Origin of the sequence: Micromonospora sp. AMSO1212t (assembly GCF_008868145.1) — a bacterium.
In the GTDB taxonomy this organism is placed as follows: Bacteria; Actinomycetota; Actinomycetes; order Mycobacteriales; family Micromonosporaceae; genus Micromonospora; species Micromonospora tulbaghiae.
Genome location: NZ_WBKS01000018.1, coordinates 1 through 20,320, shown reverse-complemented (window position 1 = coordinate 20,320; position 20,320 = coordinate 1). Strand labels below are relative to the sequence as shown.

General features: G+C 70.2%; 16 protein-coding genes. 8 read left to right on the top strand and 8 right to left on the bottom strand.

The window, feature by feature from the left end:
• Positions 1–16: 16 nt before the first annotated feature.
• Genes F8279_RS07845 through F8279_RS07835 form a run of 3 tightly spaced genes read right to left on the bottom strand, consistent with a single transcriptional unit; the run spans position 17 to position 2,204 of the window.
• A complete protein-coding gene (locus tag F8279_RS07845; RefSeq protein WP_091424950.1) occupies positions 17–514 on the bottom strand; it encodes a DUF3237 domain-containing protein in 498 nt (165 codons plus the stop codon).
• Positions 511–978, bottom strand: coding sequence for a MarR family winged helix-turn-helix transcriptional regulator (locus tag F8279_RS07840; RefSeq protein ID WP_091424947.1), 468 nt, complete (start codon positions 976–978; stop codon positions 511–513). The genes F8279_RS07845 and F8279_RS07840 overlap by 4 nt, the downstream gene beginning before the upstream one ends.
• Positions 975–2,204: a flavin-dependent oxidoreductase gene (locus F8279_RS07835; RefSeq protein WP_225853189.1), complete on the bottom strand. Its 1,230-nt coding sequence runs from the start codon at positions 2,202–2,204 to the stop codon at positions 975–977. The genes F8279_RS07840 and F8279_RS07835 overlap by 4 nt, the downstream gene beginning before the upstream one ends.
• 156 nt (positions 2,205–2,360) lie before the next feature.
• Between F8279_RS07835 and F8279_RS07830 the strand changes: the two genes are divergently transcribed.
• The 7 genes from F8279_RS07830 to F8279_RS07800 all read left to right on the top strand — a co-directional run bounded on the left by F8279_RS07830 (position 2,361) and on the right by F8279_RS07800 (position 11,683).
• Positions 2,361–3,428 carry an ABC transporter substrate-binding protein gene (locus F8279_RS07830; RefSeq protein WP_225853185.1) on the top strand — a complete coding sequence of 356 codons (1,068 nt, stop codon included), beginning with the start codon at positions 2,361–2,363 and terminating at the stop codon, positions 3,426–3,428.
• Positions 3,429–3,435: 7 nt separating this feature from the next.
• Positions 3,436–4,206, top strand: coding sequence for an ABC transporter permease (locus tag F8279_RS07825; RefSeq protein WP_091424942.1), 771 nt, complete (start codon positions 3,436–3,438; stop codon positions 4,204–4,206).
• Positions 4,203–5,018 (top strand): ABC transporter permease, encoded by an 816-nt coding sequence (locus tag F8279_RS07820; protein ID WP_091424940.1) that lies wholly within the window; start codon positions 4,203–4,205, stop codon positions 5,016–5,018. The genes F8279_RS07825 and F8279_RS07820 overlap by 4 nt, the downstream gene beginning before the upstream one ends.
• The gene (locus tag F8279_RS07815; RefSeq protein WP_091424938.1) at positions 5,011–5,823 is read left to right on the top strand and encodes an ABC transporter ATP-binding protein; all 813 of its coding nucleotides are present in this window, start codon (positions 5,011–5,013) and stop codon (positions 5,821–5,823) included. Before F8279_RS07820 ends, F8279_RS07815 begins: the two co-directional genes overlap by 8 nt.
• A gap of 148 nt (positions 5,824–5,971) precedes the next feature.
• On the top strand, positions 5,972–8,536 hold the full coding sequence (adhE, locus tag F8279_RS07810; protein WP_225853184.1) for a bifunctional acetaldehyde-CoA/alcohol dehydrogenase: 2,565 nt from the start codon (positions 5,972–5,974) through the stop codon (positions 8,534–8,536).
• 39 nt (positions 8,537–8,575) lie between these two features.
• Entirely contained in the window at positions 8,576–9,145 is a 570-nt protein-coding gene (locus F8279_RS07805) for an SRPBCC family protein (protein WP_151499501.1), read from the top strand.
• A 135-nt stretch (positions 9,146–9,280) separates the two neighbouring features.
• Positions 9,281–11,683: a phosphoketolase gene (locus tag F8279_RS07800; RefSeq protein ID WP_225853183.1), complete on the top strand. Its 2,403-nt coding sequence runs from the start codon at positions 9,281–9,283 to the stop codon at positions 11,681–11,683.
• A 93-nt stretch (positions 11,684–11,776) separates the two neighbouring features.
• Here F8279_RS07800 and F8279_RS07795 read toward each other — a convergent pair whose 3' ends face one another.
• The gene (locus F8279_RS07795) at positions 11,777–13,741 is read right to left on the bottom strand and encodes a right-handed parallel beta-helix repeat-containing protein (RefSeq protein ID WP_151499499.1); all 1,965 of its coding nucleotides are present in this window, start codon (positions 13,739–13,741) and stop codon (positions 11,777–11,779) included.
• A 67-nt stretch (positions 13,742–13,808) separates the two neighbouring features.
• The gene (locus F8279_RS07790; RefSeq protein ID WP_192580649.1) at positions 13,809–15,482 is read right to left on the bottom strand and encodes a CocE/NonD family hydrolase; all 1,674 of its coding nucleotides are present in this window, start codon (positions 15,480–15,482) and stop codon (positions 13,809–13,811) included.
• Positions 15,483–15,585: 103 nt separating this feature from the next.
• Between F8279_RS07790 and F8279_RS07785 the strand changes: the two genes are divergently transcribed.
• Positions 15,586–17,124 (top strand): glycoside hydrolase family 43 protein, encoded by a 1,539-nt coding sequence (locus F8279_RS07785; protein WP_151499497.1) that lies wholly within the window; start codon positions 15,586–15,588, stop codon positions 17,122–17,124.
• A gap of 17 nt (positions 17,125–17,141) precedes the next feature.
• Here the strand turns inward: F8279_RS07785 and F8279_RS07780 are convergent, their stop codons facing one another.
• The 3 genes from F8279_RS07780 to F8279_RS07770 form a co-directional block, all read right to left on the bottom strand.
• On the bottom strand, positions 17,142–18,011 hold the full coding sequence (locus tag F8279_RS07780; protein ID WP_091424924.1) for a carbohydrate ABC transporter permease: 870 nt from the start codon (positions 18,009–18,011) through the stop codon (positions 17,142–17,144).
• Positions 18,008–18,961: a carbohydrate ABC transporter permease gene (locus tag F8279_RS07775; RefSeq protein ID WP_091425301.1), complete on the bottom strand. Its 954-nt coding sequence runs from the start codon at positions 18,959–18,961 to the stop codon at positions 18,008–18,010. Before F8279_RS07775 ends, F8279_RS07780 begins: the two co-directional genes overlap by 4 nt.
• A 70-nt stretch (positions 18,962–19,031) precedes the next feature.
• Positions 19,032–20,291 (bottom strand): ABC transporter substrate-binding protein, encoded by a 1,260-nt coding sequence (locus F8279_RS07770; RefSeq protein ID WP_091424922.1) that lies wholly within the window; start codon positions 20,289–20,291, stop codon positions 19,032–19,034.
• Positions 20,292–20,320 lie beyond the last annotated feature (29 nt).

Sequence of the window (20,320 nt, the reverse complement as noted above, 5' to 3'; positions counted from 1 at the left end):
CGGTGCCGGCTCACACCTACGTGACGCGGTAGGCGGTGTAGCGCACCCGGTCGGCCTCGCGGATCGCCGACGCCACGAAGACGCACTGCTCCAGCACGGCCAGCGCGGGCACCGACGTCTCCAGTCGTACGCCCAGCCGGAAGTAGTACTCGGCCGGGTCGACCTCCTCGCCGCGCAGCAGCGCGTCGAGGACCTCCGGGCGTCCGCTGCGGACGCCGAACGTCCGGATGTAGACGTGACCGCCGTCCGCGGTGCGCGCCGAGTAGCGCGTGTCGATCTCGATCGCGCCGTCGGGGCGGACCACCTGCCAGTCGGCACCGCCGGGAAGGATGTCGGCCTCGAACAGGCCGGTGACCCGGCCGCCGACGATCGGCACGACGCGACGGTGGCCCGCGCGGGTCGTCCCGTGGTCCTCCAGCGCGCCGAGCCGGGCCTCCACCTCGAACGCGGCCTCCAGACCGGGAACCGGTAAGGCGCGCAACGGCCCCGGACCGGCGGGTCGGCGCGTACTCATGGGGTGTCCTTGGTCTGTGCGAGGGCGTCGCGCAGGCGTTCCAGCGCGGGCACCGCGGCGGCGAGGGCCGCCCGGTCCGCCGCGGGCAGGGTGGCCGCGGCGCGGGCGACCAGGTCTCCGCTCGCGAGGTCGAAGCGGTCGAACAGGTCGAGGGCCTTCGGGGTGGCGAGGACGTCGACGTGGCGGTGGTTGCCGGGACGGGGACGGCGCTCGACGAGACCCTTGCCCTCCATCGTGGTGAGCAGGTTGCTGACCGTCGAGCGGCTCAGGCGGAGCCGTTCGGCCAGCTCACCGGGACCGGAGACGGTGCCCCGGGGCAGGGCCCGCACGATCTCGATCTGCGCGTCCGGGATCTCCGGCAGGTGCTCGGCGGCCCGGGCGGCGGCGAGCAGCGTGCGGCGCAGCGGTGAGATCACCGACGCCAGTCGCGCGGCGTCCAGCTCGGTCGCTTCCGAGCCGGTCACGGCAGGACGCCCGAGAAGACCGTCGGCGTCAGGGAGGCCCGTTCGTTGAGGTCGGCGGGCAGGAAGCCGGCCGCCTTCTTGTACCCGGTGGCGATCTCGGTGAGCTCCTCCGGCGGGATGACGTCGTGGATGTGGTCGAACCCGTCCGGCGCGCGCTCGCGGGCGAGCACCATCACCTGTTCCGGGCCCTGCCGCCGGTTGCTCAACACGAGCGCTGTGGTCGCCGGACGCCGATCCGCCTCGTAGGCGCCGAGCGCCTGCCCGACCGTCGGCGCGGTGGCAAGGTGGAAGGCGAGGGTGCGCGCGTCCAGGATCGCCTGCGACGCCCCGTTGGAGCCGTTCGGATACATCGGGTGCGCCGCGTCGCCGAGCAGCGTGGTGTTCCCGTGGGTCCACGTGTCGATCGGGTCGCGGTCCACCATGGGGTATTCGAGGATCTCGTCGGCGGCGGCCAGCAGTTCCGGCACGTCGAGCCACGGGAAACGCCAGCCCGCGAAGAGCGCGACGACCGGCGCGGGGTCGACCGCCCGGTTCCAGTCCGCGTTCGGCCCGGCGAAACCGGGCCCGCGCCGCTCCGCGACGACATTGATCAGGCCGGCGCCGATCGGGTACGCGACGAACTTCTGCTCCGCGTCCCCTGCCATGATCATGGTTCGCCCGTCCAGGAATCCGGGCGCCCGAGCGGTGCCCCGCCACAGTGTCAGCCCGTTCCAGATCGGCGGCCCCTCGCCGGGCTGATGGTGCCGGCGCAGCTCGGAGTGGATGCCGTCCGCTCCGACGATCAGGTCGCCCGCGACGCTCGCCTCCCCCGCTGCGGTCTCGAAGCGGGCGACGCCGTCCCGGACGCCGACGAGCCGGTGCCCGGTGCGCACCGCGTCGGCCCCCAGCCGTTCCCGCACGGCGGTGAGCAGTTCCATCTGGAACCGGCCGCGGTGCACGGAAAGCTGCGGCCAGCGATATCTGGCGTCCAGCCCGCGGGGTTCGCTCCAGATCTGCTGACCGTGCCGGTTGTAGTACGCCAATGTGCCGGGGGCGGCGCCGAGCCTTTCCACGCGTTCACCGAGACCCAATTCGGTCAGCTCTCGGACGGCGTGCGGAAGCAGATTGATCCCGACGCCGAGTGGGCGCAGCGCGGCGGCGCGCTCGTAGACGGCGATGTCCCGGAAGCCGGCCCGATGCAGGCTGAGCGCGGTGGTGAGGCCACCGATACCAGCGCCCACGATCACGATCGCCAAGTCGTCGCTCCCTCCGCCGCCGCACCACCAACCACACAGTTTGGTCACAAAATCGTCACGCGTCAAGACGTATTCACATCGAGGCCGACCACTCGTCCCGCATTGCGATTCGCCTTATCGGAATTCTTGACAATCAATCATCTCTGCATGACGCTGATCGACGCGGTCGGATGGTTCACCTCTCCTCGCCGGCCCTCACTCCTCCGGATGCACCAGCGCTTCGCACGGAAGGGCTCGTCCATGAAGAAGGTCACCGCCCTCGCTGTTCTCGCCGGCCTCACGATCGCCCTGACCGGCTGTACGGACTCCGACGCCACCGATCCGTCCCCCGGGGCGAGCGGCGACCTGCGGAAGGTCCGCGTGGCGGCGCTGCCGATCAGCGAGACCGCCGCGCTGTGGGGTGGCATCAAGGCGGGCATCTTCCGGGAGCAGGGGCTCGACGTGGAGGTGGTGCCCGCACAGGGCGGCGCACAGGCCATCCCAGCGCTGATCAACGGCGACATCGACTTCGCCATCGGTCAGCCGTTCGGCCCGTTCCGTGCCGACCTGCAGAACCTCGGTGTGGTGATCATCGGGAACTACGCGTCGTCCTATGCCGACGGTGACGACATCAACGCCGTGGTCGCGTCGGCGAAGTCCGGCATCACCCGGCCGGCCCAGCTCGCGGGGCGCAAGGTGTCGGTCAACAGCCTGGGCGCGGCCGGCGACGTCACGATCATGGCGGCGGTCGAGAAGGACGGCGGCGATCCCGCCAAGGTGAAGTTCGTCGAGGTGGCCTTCCCGGACGCGCCGGCCCAGCTCGCGGCCGGCAACATCGACGCCGCCTGGGTGACCGAGCCGTTCATCACCCAGATGCGCAAGCGCGGTGACGTTCTCGTTGTCGCCCCGTACCAGGCCACCGTGCCCGGGCTCACCACCCTGACGACGATCACGTCGAGCAAGCTGAGGGACTCCGACGCCGAGCTGGTCGCGGACTTCTCGGCGGCGATGAAGAAGACGCTCACCTGGGCCAAGGATCCGGCGAACGAGAAGGACCTCCGACAGGCCATCAAGGACAACCTCGAGCTTCCGGAGCCGGTGGCGGACTCGGTACGGCTCCCGGCGTTCGGGTGGGAGCTCGACCGGGCCGGCCTGGAGCAACTGGCGACGCTGGCCCAGAAGTACCGCGTCCTCGACCGGCGACCCGACTTCGACCGCCTCATCCAGCAGCAGTAGCCGGCCGATGCGCAAGATCCTGCTGGGCGCCGCCGGTCTGCTGGGGTTCCTCGTCGTCTGGCAACTGATCCCGACACTGGGGCTGGCCGACCCCCACGACCTGCCGTACGCGACGGACGTGTTCGGGTGGCTGTTCCAGGAGGTCCGCGACCTGGCGTTCTGGCGGCGGCTCCGGCTCACCATGACGTCCTGGGCGATCGGCCTGACACTGGCGACGCTCGCGGCCCTCGCGCTGGGGACCGTGGTCGGGATGGTGCCGTTCCTGCGTCGCGCGACGCACACGACAGTCGAGTTCCTGCGGCCGGTGCCGTCGGTCGCGCTGATCCCCCTCGCCGTGCTGATGTTCGGCCTGCAGATGCGCGCCGCGCTCGTCATCATCGTCTACGCGGCGTTCTGGCAGGTGTTCGTGCAGGTGATCTACGGCGTCGCCGACGTCGACACCGTCGCCCGGGACACCGCGCGGAGCTTCGGCCTCACCCGCGCCGAGCGGCTGCGCTACCTCGTCCTTCCGACCGCCCTGCCGTACCTGATGACCGGGCTGCGCCTCGGCGCGGCCGTCGCACTCATCCTGGCCGTCACCGCGGAGATGGTGATCGGCAACCCGGGCATCGGGCGCATGATCGAGCTGTCCCGCTCCTCCGGGGACGCCGTCGGCCTGTACGGCCTCGTCGTGGTCACCGGGGTCCTCGGCCTGCTGGTGAACGTCGTGTTCCGCTTCGTCGAACGCCGCTCGCTGGCCTGGCACCAGTCGGTGCTCGCCGACGAGGCGGCCCGGTGACCGCCCTCGGCGCGGGCCGGGCCCGTCCCCGCGACCTGGGCGTCCGGGTCGCCGAGAACGTGCTGTTCGCGGTCGGGCTTCCCGTCCTGGCCGTGGGGCTCTGGGCCGTCTGGTCCACCCGGTCGACGAACCGTTTCCTCGTCGGCCCCCGCGCCCTCCTCGACGCGTTCCGGCAGACCTGGATCGGCCCGGCGTTCGTCGACGACGTCCTGCCGAGCCTGTACCGGCTCCTGATCGGCCTGTTCGCGTCGGTCCTCCTCGGCGTCGCCGCCGGCGTCGTCATCGGCCGGCTCCGCCCGTTACGCGAGATCCTCGAACCACTGCTGGAGTTCTTCCGCGCGATTCCGCCACCGGTGCTGATTCCGGTCGCCATGCTGCTGCTCGGCATCACCGACACCATGAAGGTCGTCGTCATCGTGTCCGGCGCGATCTGGCCGATCCTGCTGAACACTATCGAGGGCGTCCGGGCGACCGACAGCGTGATGATGGAGACCGCGCACTCGTTCCGGATCTCCCGGTGGGACCGGCTGTGGCTGCTGATCCTCCCGGCGGCGAGTCCGCGCATCATGACCGGCGTACGGCAGGCGCTCTCGGTGGCCCTGATCCTCATGGTCATCTCGGAGATGTTCGCGTCGTCCGCCGGTCTCGGCTACCGGATCGCCTACTTCCAGCGGAACTACCTCATCGCCGAGATGTGGAGCGGCATCCTGCTGCTCGGCCTCATCGGCGTCTTCCTCGCCGTGGCCTTCGGTGTCGTCGAACGCCGCGTCCTGCGCTGGTACCACGGAATGAAGGAGGTCAACCGTGGCTGACGGGAGCCCCCTGCTGAGGGTCGAGCACCTGCGGAAGGTGTACGCGTCCGGCCGGGGCGAGGTCGAGGCGATCGGGGATCTCAGCTTCACGATGGATCCCGGCGAACTGCTCTGCATCGTCGGACCCTCGGGCTGCGGGAAGACCACGCTCCTGAAATGCCTGGCCGGGCTGCTCCGGCCCACCAGCGGCCTCGTCGAGATGGAGGGATCGCCGGTGACGGGCCCGAGCCCGGCGATGGCGGTGGTCTTCCAGGAGTACGGCCGCAGCCTGTATCCGTGGCTGACGGTCCGGGGCAACGTGGAGCTGCCGCTTCGCCACAAGAAGCTGTCCCGCGCCGAACGTGCCCGGGCGGTCGCCGACGCCCTCGACGCGGTCGGCCTGCCGCAGTCGGCGCGCAGCCATCCGTGGCAGCTCTCCGGCGGGATGCAGCAGCGGGTGGCGATCGCCCGCGCCATCGCCTACCAGCCGGACGTGCTGATCATGGACGAGCCGTTCGCCGCCGTGGACGCGCAGACCCGCGCGGACCTGGAGGACCTCGTCCGCGAACTGCACCTGACCCGTGGCATCTCCACCGTGTTCGTGACGCACGACATCGACGAGTCGGTGTATCTGGGCCAGCGCGTGCTCGTCCTGTCGAACGCACCGACCCGGGTGCAGGAGGACCTCGTGATCGACCTCCCGCGGGAGCGCGATCAGCTCACCACCCGGGCTCTGCCCCGGTTCACCGAACTGCGGACCCGCGTCTACGAGCAGATCCAGCGGGCCAAGCGCGGGCCGATCGCGGCGCCGCGGCCGGCGCCGTGACTGTGCCTCGCCGGTCCCGGCACAGGGTCACGTAGCCCACGCGTACGGGCGCGGGCCGGTGGTCCCGTCCTCGCGGGTCCATCGGCCATGCCCGCATCGATCGCCGCAGATCTATGTTCGGGGTGACGGACCGATGGAGGGCGGAAGCATGATCGGCACCCTGGTGGAGAACGGCCTCACGGCGCTGGCCCGCTACGACTCCTACGGCCAGGAACAGATCGACGAGATCGTGAAAAAGGCGTCGGTGGCCGCGCTCGGCCGGCACGCCGAACTCGCGATGCTGGCGGTCGAGGAGACCGGCCGAGGCGTGTTCGAGGACAAGGCGGTGAAGAACATCTTCGCCTGCGAGCACGTCACCAACCACATGGCCGACATCCGTACCGTCGGCGTGATCGCGCAGGACGACATCACGGGCATCACCCAGATCGCCGAGCCGGTGGGCGTGGTGGCCGCGGTGACGCCCGTGACGAACCCGACCTCGACCACCATCTTCAAGGCGCTGCTGGCCCTCAAGACCCGCAACCCGGTGATTTTCGCCTTCCACCCGGCGGCGCAGCGCTGCAGCGCGGAGGCGGCCCGCACGGTCCGCGACGCCGCCGTCGCCGCCGGAGCGCCGGAGCACTGCATCCAGTGGATCGACGAGCCGTCGGTGGCCGCGACGAACGAGCTGATGCGGCATCCCGCGGTCTCGGTGGTCCTGGCGACCGGTGGCAACGCGATGGTGCGGGCCGCCTACTCCACCGGCAAACCGGCGCTCGGTGTCGGCGCCGGCAACGTCCCCGCGTACATCGAGGCGTCGGCCGACGTGGCCCGCGCCGTCAATGACGTGGTGCTGTCCAAGGCGTTCGACAACGGCATGATCTGCGCCTCCGAGCAGGCGGTCGTCATCGACGACGCGATCCGGCCGGCGGCCCTCGCCGAGTTCCGGCTACTGCACGCCCACATCGCGACGCCGGAGGAGAAGTCGCTGCTGGAGAAGCTGCTCTTCGGCTCCGGGAAGCTCAACCCGGACGTGGTCGGGCAGCCGGTGACGTGGATCGCCGAGCACGCCGGCTTCCCGGTCGCCCCGGACACCTCGATCATCCTGGTCCCGGTCGACCGGGTCGGCCCGACCGAGCCGCTGACCCGGGAGAAGCTCTGCCCGGTGCTCGCCCTGCTGCCCGCCACCGGTCACGACCAGGCCTTCGGGTACGCCGAGCAGATGGTCGAGTTCGACGGTCTGGGTCACAGCGCCGTCATCCACACGCGGGACGCCGACCTGGCCGAGGCGTACGGCCGCCGGGTCAAGGCCGTCCGGATCATCTGGAACGCACCGGCCTCCCAGGGCGGCATCGGCGACATGTACAACGCCTTCCTGCCGTCGCTGACGCTGGGCTGCGGAAGCTACGGCCACAACTCGGTGTCGCACAACGTCACTGCGGTCGACCTCATCAACATCAAGCGGGTGGCCCGGCGGACGAACAACCTGCAGTGGTTCAAGGTTCCGCCGAAGATCTACTTCGAGCCGAACGCGATCCGCTACCTCGCCGACATGCCCGACGTGCACCGGGTCACCGTGGTGACCGACCACACCATGACCAGACTGGGGTACGTGGACCGCGTGCTGTCCGTGCTGCACCGCCGCCGCGAGCAGGTGGCCCTGCAGATCATCGACGACGTCGAGCCGGAGCCCAGCGTGCGCACGGTCGACCGGGGCGCCGAGTCGATGCGCTCGTTCCGCCCGGACACCATCATCGCGCTCGGCGGGGGTTCGGCGATGGACGCCGCCAAGGTGATGTGGCTGTGCTACGAGCACCCCGAGGTGGTCTTCGCCGATCTGCGGGAGAAGTTCTTCGACATCCGCAAACGCGCCTTCAAGTTCCCCACCCTCGGCGCGCTGGCCCAGCTCGTCTGCATCCCGACCACCTCCGGCACCGGAGCCGAGGTCACCCCGTTCGCGGTCATCACCGACACCGCGTCCGGTAAGAAGTACCCGCTCGCCGACTACGCCCTCACGCCGAGCGTGGCGATCGTCGACCCGGTCCTGGCCGCCGACCTGCCGGCGGTGGTCACCGCGGACAGCGGCTTCGACGCGCTCACCCACGCGATCGAGTCATACGTGTCCGTCTACGCCAACGACTTCACCGACGGCCTGGCTCTGCACGCCGTCCGGCTCATCTTCGGCAACCTCGCCCGGGCCGTCCACCAGGGCGCCGCGGACCCGGTGGCCCGCGAGAAGATGCACAACGCCGGGACGATCGCCGGCATGGCGTTCGGCAGCGCCTTCCTCGGCATCGTGCACGCCATGTCGCACACCCTGGGTGCCACCTTCCACGTCGCACACGGGCGCACCAACGCGATCCTGCTCCCGCACGTCATCAGGTACAACGGCACCGTGCCGGGCAAGCTCACGGGCTGGCCCAGGTACGAGACCTACCGGGCGCCGCAACGCTTCGCCGACATCGCCCGTACCCTCGGGCTCCCCGCCGCGACCGACGCCGAAGCGGTGGAAGCCCTGGCCACGGCGATCGAGCGCCTTCGCGACGAAGTCGGCATCGAGCCGTCGTTCGCGGCAGTCGGCGTGGACGAGCGGGCCTTCCTTGCCGCGCTGCCGCAACAGGCGCTGAACGCGTACGAGGACCAGTGCGCCCCGGCCAACCCCCGGATGCCGATGCTCGGCGACATGCAGGAGCTGATGCGCGCCGCGTACCACGGACCGGCGACCGCCGGCTGACGCGGCGGTGACCGCCGCTTCGTCCAGGAGGGAGAGGTCATGAACGGAACAGTGCTCCGACGGCCCGGGCGATGGCTCACCTGGGGAGCCACGGCGGCCGAGGTGGACGCGACGCTGCCCGGTGACGAGTTCCTCGCCGATCCGGACATCGTCTCCACCCGCGCGGTCACCGTCGACGCGCCACCCGAGGCGGTCTGGCCCTGGCTCGTGCAGATGGGCAGCGGTCGCGGTGGCGCCTACACATACGACTGGATCGAGAACCTGTTCGGGCTCGACATGCACAGCGCCGACCGGATCCTGCCGCAGTTCCAGCAGCTCGCCGGCGGCGACGAACTACCGCTCGGCAGGAACGGGCCGGCCATGCGGGTCGAGATCCTCGACCCCCGCCGGACGCTGGTGTTCCGGTCCGCCGACGGCGCCTGGGTGTGGGGCTTCCACCTGCGACGGTACGGCGCGGGCACCCGGCTGATCAGCCGCAACCGAATCTCCCTGGCCGAGCGTCCGGGGCCGGGCCGGGCCGCGTATCGAATGGTGATGGAACCGGGCAGTCTGGTCATGGAGCGCCGGATGCTGCTGGGTATCAAGCAGCGCGCGGAACGAACGTCATGAATGTGCCCGGCAGTGCGCGGCGGTCGCCGGCGAGGGCCGAAGGTCCCGCGGCTTCCGGCCTGCGGCCCCCCGCGGCCGGGCGCCGCCGGGCCTAGGCTGGGTCCGGACAAGACGAGATCAGTGGAAGGAAGCACGGTGACCGCGGTCGAATCCGAACTCCGTACGCTCGCCGAACTCGACGACACCGAACTCGCCCGTCTGGACGCGTGGTGGCGGGCGAACAACTACCTGACCATCGGTCAGATCTACCTGCAGGGCAACCCGCTGCTGCGCGAGCCCTTGTCGGCTGAACACATCAAGCCGCGCCTGCTCGGCCACTGGGGAACGAGCCCCGGCCTGTCGCTGATCTACGCGCACGTCTCCCGGCTGATCCGGCATACCGGCCAGCAGGCGATCTACCTGGCCGGTCCGGGTCACGGCGGGCCGGCGCTGGTGGCCGCCGGCTACCTGGAGGGCACCTACAGCGAGATCTACCCGGACGTCAGCCAGGACGAGGCCGGGATGCTGCGCCTTTTCCGGCAGTTCTCCAGCCCTGGCGGTATCCCCTCGCACGTGTCGGTGACCACCCCGGGTTCCATTCACGAGGGCGGTGAGCTGGGCTACGTCCTGGTCCACGCGTTCGGCGCGGTCATGGACAACCCGGACCTGCTGGCCATCGCGGTGGTGGGCGACGGCGAGGCCGAGACCGGGCCCCTGGAAGGCTCCTGGAAGGGCGTGTCCTTCCTCAACCCGGAGCGCGACGGCGCGGTCCTGCCGATCCTGCACCTCAACGACGCCAAGATCTCCGGTCCCACCGTGCTGGGGCGCAAGGACCCCGAGGAGGTACGCCACCTGCTGCGGGGCCACGGTTACGACGTCATCGAGGTCGAGGGCTCCGACCTGCCCGGCATGCACCACCGCTTCGCCGCCGCCCTGGCCACCGCCTGGACGAGGATCCGCGACATCCAGACCGCCGCCCGTGACGGCTCCTGGGACGGTACGCGTCCGACCTGGCCGCTGATCGTCCTGCGGTCGCCTAAGGGCTGGACCGGGCCGGACGCCGTCGACGGGGTCACCGTCACCGGGACGTGGCGCTCCCACCAGGTGCCGCTGTCCGGCGTCAAGGACAATCCGGAGCACCTCGCGCTGCTGGAGCGCTGGCTCAGGTCGTACCGTCCAGAGGAGCTGTTCGACTCCACCGGCGCGCCCGTGGCGCTGGTCCGGGACCAGGCCCCCGACGGCGACCTGCGGATGAGCGCCAGCCCGCACGCGAACGGCGGGGTGCTCACCCGGGACCTGGACCTGCCGGACTTCCGTTCCTACGCGATCGAGGTGCCCCAGCCGGCGCAGCAGCGGGCCGAGTCGACGCGCAAGCTGGGCGAGATGATGCGCGACATCTACGCCCGCAACGCCGACCGGTTCCGGTTGTTCTGTCCGGACGAGACGAACAGCAACCGCCTCGGCGGCGTCTTCGACGTCTCCGACCGCGCCTTCATGGAGCGGGTGACGCCGGACGACGTCGCGGTCAGCCGCGACGGCCGGGTCATGGAGGTACTCAGCGAGCACAACTGCCACGGTTGGCTGGAGGGCTACAACCTGACCGGCCGGCACGGCATGTTCGCCACCTACGAGGCGTTCGCCATGGTCAGCGCCTCGCAGACCGTGCAGCACGGCAAGTGGCTGCAGGAGGCCAAGCACCTGCCGTGGCGCGCGAAGGTGCCGAGCCTCAACGTGCTGCTGACCTCGACGGCGTGGCGCAACGACCACAACGGCTTCTCCCACCAGGGCCCGGGCCTGATCCAGGTGGTGCTCACCCAGCGCGGCGACGTCGCCCGGGTCTACCTGCCGCCGGACGCCAACACCCTGCTGTCGGTGGCCGACCACTGCTTCCGGTCACGGTCGTACATCAACCTGATCGTCATCGACAAGCAGCCGCAGTTGCAGTACCTCTCCATGGACGAGGCGATCGAACACTGCGCCCGCGGCGCGGGGATCTGGGAGTGGGCCGGCACCGACGACGGCACCAGCGACCCCGACATCGTCCTCGCCTGTGCCGGTGACGTCGTCACCATGGAGACGGTCGCGGCGGCGCAGATCCTGCGCGACCGGCTGCCCGGTCTGAAGGTGCGCGTCGTCAACGTGGTCAACCTGATGACCCTGGTCCGGCCAAAGGACCACCCGCACGGCATGAGCGAGACCCTGTTCACCGAGCTGTTCACCGACGACGTCGACGTGGTCTTCTCCTTCCACGGCTACCCCGGCGCGATCCACCAGCTCGTACACGGCCGCCCGGACGCGGACCGGTTCCGCGTGCGCGGCTTCATCGAGCAGGGCACGACCACCACCCCGTTCGACATGACGGTGCGCAACAAGGCGTCGCGGTACCACCTCGTGATGGACGCCATCAACAACGCCAAGCGTCTGCCACGCGGTGCGGCGGACCTCAAGGCGTGGTGCCGCAGTCAGCTCGACCGCCACGAGGCGTACGTGGTGGAGCGCCTGGAGGACATGCCCGAGGTCCGCGACTGGGCCCTCGGCGACTGGGCCGCACGCGGCTGAGGCCGATGCGGACGGTGGCGCCGACCGGCGCCACCGTCTCGTCCTTCGGACGAGTGGCCGCGGAGTGGCCGCACCGTCCGCGCGGGTCCGTCGTCAGAGGACGCGCGTACGGCGTGCCCCGGACGCAAGGCCCGCGATCGGGCCCACGGCGCCGTCCCGGTCCGGCTGCCGGAGCTCGCCCGTGAGGTCGACGTCCATGACGGCGGGGCTGCCGTCCGCCTCCTCGAAATCCGCGTCGGCGCACCGGACCCGCTCCAGGTCCCGGCCGGTGACCACACCGACACGTGCCTGGTCGAACGCCTCGGGAAGATCGGTGACGAGCCAGACCCCGTCGCCCTCGACGACGACCGTCGCCCTCGCGGCGCCCAGCACCCGGGGCTCCCGCTCACCCTCGAACGGGCGGGCGCTTGCGGCGTAGGCGTTCGCGCGGGCGTACACCGGTTGTCGCACGTCGAGGTACTTCTGCTGGTCGCTGGGCGGCTGGTCGGCGAGGCGGGCCAGGTACTCCTCGAACGACGCGGGATGGCCGTCGTATCCGGCGGTGCCGGCCAGCGCCGGCCCCTCGCCCTCCGCGCCCGCTCCGTAGGCCGTGCCCGGGTCGCCGCCCACGAAGAGGTTCCCCACGTACCTGTCGTCGCCGCCGTAGATCACCGCGTACCCGGCGACCTGGGTGCTGTGCGGCCGGTGGTACGGCGTGGCGCGGTCCAGCACCGGCTCCAGCCGCACGGTGCCGCAGATCAGGTTGCAGACGAAGGCACCCCCCTGGCTGAACAGCTCCAGCGCGGCGGGCGAGCCGAAGATGTTGTGCTCGACCAGGTAGGGGCCGTGGCTGACCTCGACGAAGAGGTCCCGGCAGTTGTCGTGGTAGACGTTGCGGGAGAGCCGGGTGCCCTGGGCCTGCCAGTCCAGCCAGGTGCCGAGCGAGCAGTCGTGGATCCGGTTGTGCCTGATCACCACGTCGATGGCGGCGTGCAGCTTGATGCCGGCGATCTCGTACCCGTAGAACTCGCGCTTCACGCCGATGCGGTGGATGTGGTTGTCCTCGATCGTGGAGAACGCGCATCCGAGGTGCCCGACTATCGCGTTCTGGCCGCAGTCGTAGATCGTGTTGCGGCGGATCACGTGGGAGCCGACGTGCTCCCGGTCCCACCCGATCTGGCGGGCCGCGAAGACCGACTCCAACTGGTACTGGTAGCCCGGCTTGTCGCCGCGGAGAGCCGAGTGGTTCTGCCCGGTCGACCCCTCCTTCCCGATTGAGATCGCCGAGCACTTGGCGTCATGGATCACGTTGTCCTCGATCACCCACCCCTTCGCCCAGTTCGGCCCGATCAGGCCCGGCTGGTCGGCGGTCGGCGGCGCCCACGGGCTGGCCGCGTGCGCCAGCTCGAAGCCGCGGACGGTGATGTAGTCCAGGTGCGGCTGTTCCGGGTAGAAGACGCTGCGGCGTACGTTGATCTCCACCAGCTCCGTGTTCGGGTCGGCGCCCTGGAAGTTGGCCCAGATCGTCGTCCGCTCACCGACCTCGGCGTACCAGACGAGCCGGGTCTGGTCGGGGTCGCCGACCGGACGGGTCAGCCTGGTCCAGTCGTCGACGAGCTCGGTGCGCCGGGGCGGGTCGTCGACCTCCGCCCGGCTCGCCACCTCGAAGAAGCTCAGGCCGTTCAGATAGACGTCGCCGAGGTGCCTGCGTGGCGCGCCCTCGCGATACACGATCCAGTCGCCGGCCACCTCCTGCGCGAACGGGTTGAACGAGCCGAACAGCGAGTTGTCGACGACCGCCCGCCATACCGTCCCGCCGAGCGGCTCCCAGCCCGTGACACGTTCCGATCCCTTGATCACCACGTGCTCGCCGGGCGCCGGCTCGTAGGTGATGCGGCGGGAGTCGCTGAGACCGCCGTAGCGCGGCTTCACCCATTCGCGGTACTCCCCCGCGTGCACCACCACCGTGTCACCGGGCTGCGCGACGCCGGCCGCCCGGTTGATCGTCCGGAAGGGCCGCTCGGCACACCCGTTGGCGCGATCCGAACCGCTGGTCGCCACATGGAATACGGATGCCATCCGGGGAGCCTTCCTTGTCGGTTGATTGAGATGCCTTCGGCGCAGCGGCCGGCGCGTCCGCGCCCGATCATGTCCACACCGGCAGGTCGATCGCGGACGGGTGGGCGCCGTCGTGGGAAATCTCCTGCTGCGCCCGTACCGTGGTGGTCGCCGTGGCGGCGGGTTCGCCGGTGCCGGGATTGCGGGCGTAGCGCGGATGCGCACCGGAGCTGACCTGCACAGCGATGCGGTGGCCGGCGGCGAAGCGGTGGAACGCCGGCCACAGCGGCACGTCCAGCTCGACGTAACCGTCGCCGTCGGGCCGCGGGTCGGTCGCCGCGGTGCCGACGCCGCCGATGCGGCGGATGCCGTCGCACACGGTCATCGAGCGGCCGTCGGGGTGCACGTCGCAGATCCGGATGAACACGTCCGCGCTGGCTGCCGTCGAGCGGAACCGGACCCGGGCGACCGGCTCCCCGGCGAGGACGACGGCGTGGTCCAGCGGTGGACTGCGGAAGACCGCCACGTCCGTACGGCGTTCGTGGCCGCTGTTGTCGACCGGCCCGGGGGCCGGGCCCAGGCCGGGGCCACCGAGTGCGGGTGTGGGCCGGTCCGGGTCGTAGGTGTAGCGGGTGCTGCCCCCGCCGGGGGCGGCCGGGTCGAGCAGCCCGTACGGATGCAGGTACCACCGCTGCGCGGCCGTGCCCGGCGGCGGCCACGCGGGCAAGTCGCGCCACTGCTCCGCGCCGGTGAGGAAGGCGCGCACGGGCGCCGGCCGGACCGAGGGCGCGCCGGCGAGGTGTTCCTTGAGGAACGCGACCGACTCGGCGAGGAACGGGCTCTGCTCGCTGCTGTGGCCCCACGGGCCGATGGTGAGCCGCGGCGGGCGACCGGCGGCGGCCAACTGGGCGTAGTTGCGCAACTGCCAGGGCAGGAAGATGTCGTACCAGCCGGTGGACATGTACACGGGTGCGGTGACCTCGGGCACCGACGCGGTGTGCGACTGCCCGGTCCAGTAGTCGTCGGTGAGCCTCTCGTGGGCCAGCCAGTCCTGGTACCAGCTGATCGGGTGGCCCGCCACGGCCGTGTCACCGTGGGACAGGGGCAGGACGTCGAAGGCTTCGGCCAGCTTCCGGTCCGGCCGCCGCGCGAGCCGCGCCCGGACCAGGGCGCCGCGCATGCCCCGCAGGGCCATCAGGCGCGACCAGCCCAGCGAGCCGCCCAGCGAGAAGGCGCCGTTGTTCCAGGTGACCGCGCCGAAGTCGGCCATCGTCACGTTCAGGCACAGGGCATCGGGGGCGTTCCCGGGATCGTCCCGGCACATCCGTCCCGCCACGGCCCACTGGGTGTAGCCGAGGTAGCTCTCCCCGTACGTCGCGACGGTGCCGGTGAACCAGGGTTGGCGGCGTACCCACCGGTGGGTGGCCATGCCGTCGCGCTGCTCGTCGAGCTGCGGCCGGAAGTCGCCACCGGAGCCGCCCGTACCGCGGCAGCTCTGCACCAGCACCGTGAACCCCTCGCCGGCCAGCGCCGGGGCGTGGGTGAGTGAGCCGTGCCGGCCGTACGGCGAGCGGACGACGATCGTGGGCAACGGCGGTTCCACCGCGCCGGCCGGCAGGTAGAGGTCGGCGACCAGCTCGACGCCGTCGTCCATCGGCACGCGCAGCCCGCGCCGCACGGTGAAGGCGTACGGAGGCTCCGTGGCCGCGTGGCGACGGGCGCGGCGGAGCCGCCCGGACAGTCGGCGGCGCAGGCTCCTCATCACCTCATCCTCGGTTCCGGCGGTGATCAGGCATACGACCGGCTTGCCCGACGCGGTTCGCGACATCGACACTCATGCCGTGCCTGTACGAGAAGGAGCGGAAATGGAACCGGAGCCCGCGTACGGCGAGTCCCTCAGCTACCGCAACCCGATCCTCCCGGGCTTCTGGCCCGATCCGAGCATCTGCCGCGCCGGTGACGACTACTACCTCGTGTGCTCGAGCTTCGAGTACTTCCCCGGTGTCCCGATCTTCCACAGTCGTGACCTGTTCGGCTGGCGCCAGATCGGCAACGTGCTCGACCGCCCTGGTCAACTCCGGCTGCCCGCCGACACGCTTGCCTCGCGGGGCGTCTACGCGCCGACGATCCGCTACCACGACGACCGGTTCTGGGTCGTCACGACGAACGTCACGCTCGACCGGCACCTGATCGTCACGGCGACCGATCCCGCCGGCCCGTGGTCGGATCCGGTCTATCTGGACCTCCCCCACGTGGACCCGTCGCTGGCGTGGGACGACGACGGCAACTGCTGGATGACGGTGTCCGGGGTCGAGTCGTACCGGATCGACCCGCGTACGGGAGAGGTCTTCGAAGGGCCGGTGCCGATGTGGTCGGGAACGGGTGGCCAGTACCCCGAGGCACCGCATCTGTTCCGGGTCGGCGACTGGTGGTACCTGCTCGTCTCGGAGGGTGGCACCCACACCGGCCACGCGGTGAGCGTCGCCCGCGCGCGCTCGCCGCGCGGGCCGTTCCAGCCCGGGCCGGCCAATCCGATCCTGACGCATCGCGGCACCGACCGGCCGGTGCAGGCGACCGGACACGCCGACATGGTCGAGGCCGCCGACGGCACCTGGTGGATGGTCCTGCTGGGCATCCGCCCCAGGGGGCAGTGGCCGCCGTACCACGTCCTGGGGCGGGAGACGTTCCTGGTGCCGGTGCGCTGGGTGGACGGGTGGCCGGTGGTCGATCCCGTCTCGTGCGGGACCGGCTCGGCGGGGACGGGCCGGTGGGACGACCGGGACGACTTCGACGACGAGCGGCTGGGGGCACAGTGGATCTCTCCCCGTGACCGGCCCGCATCCGCCTGGTCGCTGACCGACCGGCCGGGCTGGCTGACCCTGCACGCGACCGGCGACAGCCTCGACCGCAGTGGCGCCACCGTCGTCGGCCGCCGCCAGCAGCACCACGACTGCCGGGTCAGCGCACGCGTCGATCCCGGCTCCGGCCGCGCCGGCCTGACGATCAGGATCGACGAGGCCCACCACTACGACCTGGAACTCGCGCGGGGGCAGGCTCGGGTCATCGGCCGGGTCGGGCCGTTCCGCCAGGTGTTCGGGGAGTGTCCCGTGCCGGCGGGGGCGGTGACAGTGGCACTGAGCACCCGGACAACCGACGTGCTGCCCCCGACCGTCACCTCGTCCGACGATCTCGCACAGGCGGGCCTCGTGGGCGTCACGGCTGCCGGCAGCGACACGATCCGGTTCGAGGTCGAGACCGGCGACGGCTGGTCGTCCCTGGCGGAGCTCGACGGACGCTACCTGTCCACCGAGGTCGCCTCCGGGTTCACCGGCCGGGTCATCGGCATGTACGTCACCGAGGGAACCGCCGCATTCGACTGGTTCGACTACCGGCCGGCCGGATGACAGACCGGCACGGGACCTCACCCCTTGAACGCGCCTTCCATGATTCCCTGCACCAGGCGGCGTCCGACGAAGACGAACAACACCAGCAGCGGAATGGTGGCCAGGAAGGAACCGGACATCGCCAGGCCCAGGTCGATGTCCCGGTTCTGCTGCAGCGCCTTGATGGCGATCTGGACGGTGTAGTTCTCCGGTGACTTCAGGACGATGAACGGCCACAGGAAGTCGTTCCACGCGTAGACGAACGTGAACAGCCCCAGCACGTACGCCGCCGGGCGGACCAGCGGGAAGGCTATCCGCCAGAAGATCTGCCAGGTGGTGGCGCCGTCCACCCGCGCGGCCTGCATCAGCTCGTCGTCGATGGTGCTGCCGATGTGCTGGCGCATCCAGAAGATGCCGAACGCGCTCACCAGCCCGGGAACGATCACCGCCTGAAGGGTGTCCACCCAATCCAACTGGGAGATGATCAGGTACTGCGGTACCACTGCCAGCTGCGCCGGCACCGTCATGGTCAGCACGACGATGAGGAACAGCGTGTTGCGGCCCGGGAAGGACAGCTTGGCGAAGGCGAAGCCGGCCAACGCGCAGAGCACCGCCTGGCCCACGGCGATCGTGCCGGCGACGATCAGGCTGTTGAGCAGGGACTGCACGAACGGCACGATGGTGAAGACCAGCTCCGCCAGGTGCAGGAAGTTGCCACCGGGTGTGAGGGTCGGGGGAAGCGTCGTCGCGGTGGCGGAGTCCGTCGTCGCCACCACGAACATCCAGTAGAGCGGGAAGACGCTGGCGAGCGCCATGAGGGTGAGCAGGGCGTACACCGGGATCGGGACGCGGTTGGCCTGGCGCCGCCGGGCCCGCCTGGGCGCGGCGGTCGGGGGTACGGGCTTCATGGGCGCTCCGAACGGATGCGGGTGGCCAGCAGATAGTTGAGTCCGGAGAAGGCCACCACGATGACGAAGAGCGCGACGCCGACCGCCGCCCCGTAGCCGAAGTGGAACTGCCCGAAGGACTGCTCGTAGAGGTAGAGGGTGACGGTCTGGCACTGCCGTGCCGCCCCGCACGTGAGTCCGCCCACCGGGTTGACCAGCAGCGGCTCGGTGAAGACCTGCAGCCCGCCGATGGTCGACGTCACGACGGTGAACGCGATGATCGGCCGCAACGAGGGGATGCTGATGTGCAGGAACTGTTTCCAGCCGTTCGCGCCGTCGGCGGCGGCGGCCTCGTACAGTTCCCGGGGCACCGCCTGCAGCGCGGCGAGGTACAGCAGGGTGTTGTATCCGGTCCAGCGCCAGGCGATCATCGTGGCGATCATGATGTGGCTGCCCCACAGCGACGCCGTGAAGTCGATGTGCTCGAAGCCGAGCAGCCCGAGAAACCAGTTGATCATGCCGTAGTCACGGTCGAACATCTGGGCGAAGACGATGGTCGTGGCCGCCACCGAGGTGACGTAGGGAACGAGCACCGACATCCGGAACAACGCGGCCAGCCGCAGCCGCGCGTGGTTGAGCAGGTGCGCCAGGCCGAGCGCCAGGAGCAACTGCGGCACTGTCGAGAGCACCCAGATGCTGAACGTGTTCCGCAGCGCGCCCCAGAAGCGCGGGTCGTCCAGCAGCTCGGAGAAGTTGTCCAGCCCCACGAAACGGTGCTCGCCGATGGGATCCCAGTCGAACAGCGAGATGTAGAAGGTGAACAGCAGCGGAAAGAGGCCGAAGATCAGGAACAGCACGAAGAACGGCGAGATGTACGCGTACGGCGCCAGGAACTCCCGTACGCCCTGCTGGATCCGCCGGTTGCGAGCGGGCCTGCGGACGTCCGGTGGGACCGGGGCCGGGCCGAGCATGGTGGTCAAAGCGTCACCCTCCCGATGGGCGGCGGCCGGGCTCGTCCCGGCCGCCGCACTCAGCCCTCCGTCATTCGCGTACGGCGTTCTTGACGTTTGTCAGCGCGGTGTCCCAGGCGTTGGCCGGGTTGACCTTGCCCTGCTCGACGCTGGTGAGCGTGTTGAGGAACTCGGTGCCGATGGGGCCGTCCTGCGGACCGAAGTAGAAGGGCTTGATCCCCAGCACCGACTGGGTGTAGATCTTGCCGATCGGCGCGTTGCTGAAGAACGGGTCGGTCTTCCCCACCAGCTGCGGGTCCGTGTAGACCGACGGGGTGGTGGGCAGCGACCCCTGCATCAGGAAGTGGTCCAGCTGGCCCTTCGGCGACTGCATCTCGGAGATGTAGTTCCACGCCGCCTTCGCGTTCTTGGCGCGCTTGGGGATGGCGAGGAAGCTGCCACCCCAGTTCCCCGAGCCACCGGGAATGGTGGCGATGTCCCACTTGCCGTTCGTCTCGGGGGCGTTCGTCTTCATCTGGCTGAGCATCCAGGACGGTGAGCACACCACCGCGTAGTCGCCCTTCTTCATCGCCGCGGTCCAGCCGGACGAGAACGACCCCTGCTTGGCGGAGATGCCCGCGTCGAAAGCCTTCAGCGTCACGTCGAACGCCGCCTTGACCTGCTCGTTGTCGTAGTCGAGCTTGCGGTCGGCGCTGTAGTAGCGCTGGCTGCCCTGGTTCACCGCCTGGAAGAAGACGCTGGTCGGCGTGTTGTCCACGAACGGCTTCCCGGTCTTCTGGACGTACTGCTTACCGACGTTGATGAACTCGTCCCACGTCGGCCAGAGCTTGGCGACCTCGTCTCGGTCGGTGGGCAGGCCGGCCGCCTTGAACAGATCGGTACGGTAGGCCACCGCCAGACCGCCGACGTCGGTCGGCACACCGATGATCTTGCCGTCCTTGGTCGTCGACTGCGCCATCACCCAGTCGAGGTAGTTGCCCTTGATGTCGTTCGCGCCCAGTGTGGTGAGGTCGACGAAGTTGTCCGGGGACTGCATGAACTTCGGCAGGTCGTCGGCCTGGATCAACACCAGGTCGGGCACCTTGCCGCCGGCCAGCGCGGCGGTGAGCGCCTGCGCGGTCTCGGTCGTGCTGCCCACCTCGGTGAGCTTGACGCGCACATCGGGGTGCGCCTTGGTGTAGACGTCGACGTCGGCCTTCTGGTTGATGTTGGCGAACGACCAGAACTCGAAGGTCTTCGAGTCGGATTCGCCGTCTGATCCCCCACAACCGGCAAGGAGGAGCGCGGCGGCGGCGATGACTGCTGTGGCGGTGGTCCGGACGCGTTTCAACGGCCCTCCAGCGGTGTGATCGTGAGCAG